Origin of the sequence: Moorena sp. SIO2C4 (genome assembly GCF_010672485.1) — a bacterium.
GTDB classification, from domain to species: domain Bacteria; phylum Cyanobacteriota; class Cyanobacteriia; order Cyanobacteriales; family Coleofasciculaceae; genus Moorena; species Moorena producens.
Map to the genome: position 1 here is coordinate 1 of NZ_JAAHGN010000369.1, position 6,675 is coordinate 6,675.

Consider the following 6,675-nt stretch of genomic DNA (forward strand, 5'->3'; position numbering starts at 1 on the left):
TAGGTATTTTGTCAGGCCATGGCCCTTTAGTATAGGGAGTCAGGTGTACATCCTTTGAATCTTTACCCACCCCAATCAAGACAATCTTATCCTTGACCAAAGTGGGCAGTTGGGAATCGAGTTTACCCTTGAGTAAGTCTTGGAGATTAACTTTTTTGGGATTCTTAGCACGGTAATTAAGGAGCATCTGATATCCCATGGCATGATCTGGCTCTAACTGATACCCACCAGCATTGTGTGGGAATTTCCGAAACATCACACCACCGATTTCTACATCCCCTGCTGAATTTCTCGTCATCGGCGGGATTCCCTCTTGGGCTAGGTAATTCAGAGCGACTTGTAAACTCAGAGAGTAACTGGTATCACAAGTATCCGAAGGGGTCATCGCTAGAAATTGGCGGCGGATAATATCATCTGGGTCACGAGGCAAATCACTAAAGCCGATCTGTTGTGATGCCATACCGGGTGGTGAAGCGATAGCAGTCTGATCAATACTTGGCATTTTGCACACCGCAATGAAACGGGGATTTTGCTTCAATTGAGTAGCTAAGCTGGGTTCAAACTCAAAGTCATGATAAATATCTAAGCCAATCACTCGCGGTTGATCAGGGTTGAGTTTCCGCAACAGTTGTGCCAGAGCCGTATCGGATAATGACCCTTTCCTCGACCAACCCATCTTGTCCTGATACTTAATATCTGGTTCTTCCACCGCAATTACTAAAACCCGCTCATCCCGCTTTTCAGGTGGTCGCAGACCCATGAGATGGTCGAAAGCACGTAATTCTGATCCTTGTAACAGCCCTAGCGATCGTATTGTGATCACTGCAATAGTGGCAATAAAACTTACCAGTAAAACCGTTGAGAGTTTGGGTTTATTCTTGGTATAGAATCCCTTAGTCAAGTCTTTCCAAGTTGGCGGTTTCAGAGCAGGATTCTGAAATATCACTGGTAACCAACTGGCACAGGGATAGTTATCTTCTACCTCCTCCTGCAATCTTTTCCGGGTTTCCCACACTGAATCCGATAAGGATTTTCCCTTTGTGGCAAATGCGTTGAGAAAATACCTCAAAAACTTCTGAGCTACCTCATCTGGCACCTTTTCCCGCATTACCAGGGTTGTCGAGATTGGTAAACTAACCAATTCTGCTGCTAATCCTAACCCATCACAGGAATTAAAGATAGCCAACTTCAACCCATTCTTAATCGCATTGGTTAGACCATACTTTAACTCCTCAATGGTGATGCTTTCATCCTGATTGATGAAAAACCGTCCTTGTAAATTCTTTTTATTCTGGGTAAAACTATGACCAGCAAAAAACAATATCTCCCACTTTTTTTCCCATAATTCCTGGCTTAATTGTTTTTTTTGGGGACTGATTAAGGGGGAAATTTCTGCATCGGGTAATTCCTCCTGGAGTAATGCCAAATCCTTCTGGATATCAATCCCGGTGTCATCTCCTAGAATTGCCAATATTCTGACTTTATTTATATATTTTTTGCTTGGTGGTGAGGGTGGGGGAAATTCTGAAGCACTGAAATTAACCTCAATATCACAATCGGACAAGACATCCCAGAGATGCCAAGGCAGTTGCCAAAGTTTGAGATTATTAGTTTGAATAATAAACCGAATCTGGTCATTGGTCGATAAAGATTTTAACACTTGATCCCGGAAGCGTTGAAACTTTCTATCGGTTGAATTTAGCCAATTATTGATCGCCTCTTGTAAATCCTGAGCTGAGTGGATAATTGAATAGTTGGTTATCTGTTCTGAGGGAGCTGTCAGTTTCCGATGCACTTTGATTCTCCCTTGAGCACGATAGCTTAAGAGCCAACTGTCACACAATTGGTTAATGTGAGGTGCTGGTGGTAACCAACCGTCAATTTCTCTAGCCATTAAATTATTTTCCTTGGCATCAATCCCAATTTTGAGGATGACCCGAAACCCCTGTTCAAAGTCACCATCAACTATTTTTAAAGTAACTAAATTCGTCATTTTTCATCCGGTATTATTGAATTTATTAATATATTTTTTAAATTGGTTGGGAGAGAAAGTCCTGGGTTTTAGGGAGTCGGGAGCGGTGCGACCCGTGGCGAATTTAATTACGGGTCAAGCGCACCGAGGGAGTCGGGAGTCGGGGTAATAAAATTGACTCTACCTGATAAGTATGAGAAACGCTATATAAAAACATTCAACCGAACATAGGTGACAAATTAATCACCCTACCCTACGGGAACGCCAAAGGCGAACAACATTTTTGAATTAAGAATGTAGAATTTATAATTTAGAATTGGGAATTCTGCATTCTGCATTCTGCATTCTGCATTCTGCATTCTACATTCTGCATTCTGCATTCTACATTCTACATTCTGCATTCTACATTCTACATTCTGCATTCTGACAGACAACCTACCCTACACCGAACGCCAAAGGCGAACAACCTCACAACCTCACAATCTCACAACCTCACAACCTTGGCCAAAAGGCCACGCTACGCGAACAACCTCACAACCTTGGCCAAAAGGCCACGCTACGCGAACAACCCAAGATAAGTTACAAGACAAACTCTTTGGAAAAGCTGGCATCTACCAGTACCAATTTTACCATAAACCTATCCCCCCTTTCGCCATGAAACTCTAATTGGATCCAATTATCAGCACTTCTCGACTGAGCCGACAAGAAAATTTCTCCCTGCTGATCAAGTACTAGCAATTGGAGATTATTTTTTAGATATTTCTCATTAGTAGGATACACCCGTAAGTGAACATTAATTCCCCCATCTGCTTCAGGTATGAGAGTAACCATAAATGCTACTTTGCTCCCATTCAGTTGCATTTCTAAATCAATTATCCTAACTCGCCTAATCCCAGCTTGGGGATGATTTGGGTCAAGTTTTCCTAAACTGACAGCGGCTTGGCGGCGTAAGTCATGATCGTGAGTAGTATTGATCATGTCAGCAAGCAATGCGATCGCGTCTAAGCTACCATGAGCAATTTCACCCAATAATTCTATAGCCGGTAAGTTAGTTTGTTTACTGTTATTGGTCTTTAATAGTTTAATAATTGCGGTCACAGCTTCAGGGATATTTTCGTAAAAGGGGGAAGATGCTGAAGAATTACCATTCAAACTATCCTTCAAACGAGTCTGTTGAGACCGGTAAGCTACTCTTAGAGTAGGTTGACAATTACGTGCTCGAACTTCCTCAACAGTTTGCCAACCAGCCTCCAGGAAATTATCCAGCCATGAGAGTAAGTTTATAGATGGCTTACGAGAGTAAACTAGGGAACGTTGTTTATATAATTCTTTGCGCCATTTAGAATTTGATACCAGTGCCTGCCACTTAGCAAAAGGAATATCTAGCCTCGGAGAGTAAGGAGTTTCCTGGCTCAATTGCTTGATTAACGTTGTTGCTTCATCACAGGATAATCTTGCCATTGGCTTTACTGTCAGTTTGGGACTTGGAGTAAGTTCCTCCGTTACCCACATCACATTCAAATCTTCAATTAAATCTACTGCATCCACAGCATAGGTTTCATCGATGATGTCATAGTTACCATGATCACGTAACTGTTGATAAGTGGTGTATCCCCACACCTGTAACCAGCATTCTTCTAAATTCAGTTGCATCGCCACATAATAATGACTAGCCCACTCAGGAATATCAACCCACTCTCGCGGTACTCGCAACGCTGTAAATTTGATTTCTTCACTAGGAATTAATACCAGTCGCGTCTGGTTTAGCTCAACAGCTGTACCATTCACTACGTCCCAGAAACTTGGTAAATCCCCCAACTCTGGCCATACTAATGCTTTGTTTAGTGGTTTGTTTAGTGGTTTGTTTAGTGGTGTATCTAGTGGTTTGTTTAGTGCTTTGTCTAGTGCTGTTTCTAGTAAATTTGTTCCTGTTAAATTTGGTTCTGTTAAATTTGCTTCTGTGTCCAGATAGCTTAAAAACGTATTCAGACAGAGACAATTCAGATAGGCTCGCCAACGAGCAGCTTGGTTAGAATAACCTTGAGCTTGGGTTTGTTGCCATGCTTTTTCTCGTTCTTCTGGGGAGAATTCTATCAACATTTGGTCTGGGTGTAGGCAAGCTACATCCTCTAAACGTAATTTCATTGACTCATCTCCTTTTTGGTTAATCGTTAATTGGTATTTGGTATATTTGGGTTAACGTTTCACGTTTCAGGTTTCACTGTGCCTACATGGCTTTTGACTGTTTTGTGATTGGGATTGCTCTATTAGTGCCTGATTTTGCTGGAGCCACCGCTCAATAAATTTAGCGATCGCTGGCTTAGCTGATCTGAAATTAATCAGTTTTATAGCAAACCTTTCCTCAATCATTACCTCAAATTTTGGTTGAATTAATTCCCTTAAAATCTGGTTGCTGCTAATTAGTTGTTTTTTTTCTAGATTACTAAGCTTTGTCGTGATTATTTTATCGACAATTTCATCATAAATTTTATAAATAATTTGAGCAAATAATTCTTTACTATCAGCACTTAAGTAAGATTTGAGATAGTTATTAATATAGTTAGTTTTAGTGGTTTTATTAAGGTGCTGATTGATGTCTTTAGAGGTAATATTTTTGCTCATAGCATCCCGAAAATAAAAGGTGACGACTGCCTTCAAAATCCGTTTAAAATAACGTTGAAACTGGCGAGCCACTTGATATTGCTTTTTAAACCCGAAAAGCTCGATAAAATCTTGTTGATTGATGCCTAGACCAAGCCAAAGTCTTAGGGATTTCTGAGCTAGCTGATCTAAAGCCGTAAATTCTTTTAAGATAATACTCCTGACTTGAGTCAACTCATCCTTTTCTTCCTCTTGGATTACCACCTCTAAAGGATTAGATCCTATATCAGTAATTTCCCCATACTCATCTAAGGATACTGAATTCCTTTGTTGAGACATCCGCACCGCTTGGATGCAAATGGCTAGCATTTCTTCAATGTGTTCAGTGCTGAGTCTTGAGGGCTGAGTGCTGAGTGCTGAGTGCTGATTGCTGAGTGCTGTTCGCGTAGCATGCGCGTAGGGCATATGCTGAGTGCTGATTGCTGAGTAACGTAGTACTTGTCTTAACCAATCTGAATCACTTCTTCTAAGATTATTCCTATGAAACTCATCACTTTGGAACTCAGAGCTCACCAGTTTATTTAACCGATTTAACTGCTGGTTGTAACGAAGAGCAATTTGGTTAAGCTGTTGCTGGGTTAGGAATTTAATTGGGGAATGATGGCGATGATTTCCCTTGCTGCTGGGAGGATACATCTCATTAAAGTAGTCTTTAAACGATTGCCAAGCCAGACGATAATAGTTAAAATATTGATTAGTGATGCCATAGTCGTTAAGTGCTTGCTCAAGTTCTGTTTTATCCAAATATCGCAACAAGCCATAATCAGAAAACTTGATAGATTTTAACCTGAGTTCCTTGGCGACTTGATTTCTAATAATTCGCTTGAGGGCATTAAAAGCATAGGCATAAATAGAAGACTTAGGATAAAAGTTAAATCCTCTGAGGAGTTTAGCGGGGTTGCTGGCTGCTGCACTAGCAATGATGAAACATTCTTCTACAGGGTAATGTAACGCAAGATTATGAGATTTACTCAACTGATGGGCGATCGCTTGAGCTGCAGACCAACAAACAAACTGTAGATAATTGAATAAGAGCTGATCAGATAACGTTAACAATAACAGATCAGCTCTAATCACCACTATCGGAGGATTAGTCATGGATAAAATCCGGTAAATACCAGATGCTTGTCTCAACTGATATAAGAAGCAAGCAGCCCACTCGGCTTCGCTCCTATCTGGCTCAGACTCGACTAGATGTGCCATGAAATCCTCTAATCTAGAATTAGACTCAAAAACCGGCTCGATCCCCCTATTACCTTGGCGGTCTTTTAAATAAATAGATGTCGAAAACGGTTTGATACCTGAGTTGTTATCTGAGTTGTTAGTAGGCATTGATTCTTTCCCCTAACTTGTAGTAGCGCTTTCGCCTAACTCCTAACTTGAACCGATTCATAGGTCAAACAACTAAGTAGAAGGAAACCTCATTAGTTACTTGGTACTCAAACTTAGGGGTTATGCAGCTTCTCTCTAAAATAACTAGATAATAGTTCACCAGAGAAAATTATGCTCAAGGGTAACTTAAGCAATTATCCCTACCCATCAAGACGAAGGGTAGTCATGGGTAATCGATTTGCCGTAGCCACCAGCCAATCCCTAGCCACCCTAGCTGGTATGGAAATGTTTTGGGCTGGAGGCAATGCTGTAGATGCTGCTATAGCCACAGCGATCGCATTGACAGTGGTTGAACCTACCTCTAATGGTATCGGTTCCGATGCCTTCGGCTTAGTATGGGATGGTAGACTCCATGGCATCAATGGCTCTGGCAAAAGCCCTCAACACCTGACCCTTGAGCATTTTGCTGGCATGAGTAAAATTCCTGCTATCGGGTGGTTATCGGTAACAGTGCCAGGAGCGGTATCAGCATGGCGTAGTTTGTGGCAACGGTGGGGAAAGCTACCCTTTGAGCAATTGTTTGCCCCAGCGATTCGATACGCCGAAGCCGGATTTCCAGTCTCTCCAGTCACAGCAAGAGCTTGGAAACAAGCGGAAGCTCTGTACCTCCCCCTGACTGGACCAGAGTTTGAACCATTTAAACAGGTATT

General features: G+C 41.5%; 4 protein-coding genes. 1 reads left to right on the top strand and 3 read right to left on the bottom strand.

The features are described 5' to 3' along the window. From F6K20_RS19155 to F6K20_RS19165, 3 genes are all read right to left on the bottom strand, one after another. Positions 1-1,993, bottom strand: a 1,993-nt coding sequence (locus F6K20_RS19155) for a CHASE2 domain-containing protein (RefSeq protein WP_287295665.1), incomplete at its 3' end; no start/stop codon positions are given. A gap of 558 nt (positions 1,994-2,551) precedes the next feature. Then, positions 2,552-4,117 carry a DUF1822 family protein gene (locus F6K20_RS19160; RefSeq protein ID WP_008184906.1) on the bottom strand — a complete coding sequence of 522 codons (1,566 nt, stop codon included), beginning with the start codon at positions 4,115-4,117 and terminating at the stop codon, positions 2,552-2,554. 66 nt (positions 4,118-4,183) lie between these two features. Then, positions 4,184-5,965: a hypothetical protein gene (locus tag F6K20_RS19165; protein WP_008184904.1), complete on the bottom strand. Its 1,782-nt coding sequence runs from the start codon at positions 5,963-5,965 to the stop codon at positions 4,184-4,186. A gap of 171 nt (positions 5,966-6,136) precedes the next feature. Between F6K20_RS19165 and F6K20_RS19170 the strand changes: the two genes are divergently transcribed. Next, positions 6,137-6,675: gamma-glutamyltransferase (locus F6K20_RS19170; RefSeq protein WP_287295667.1), on the top strand; the 539-nt coding region annotated here is incomplete at its 3' end.

Coding starts and splice junctions, on each gene's coding strand:
- F6K20_RS19160 (WP_008184906.1), bottom strand. CDS start 4,117: ATGAAATTACGTTTAGAGGATGTAGCTTGCCTACACCCAGACCAAATG.
- F6K20_RS19165 (WP_008184904.1), bottom strand. CDS start 5,965: ATGCCTACTAACAACTCAGATAACAACTCAGGTATCAAACCGTTTTCG.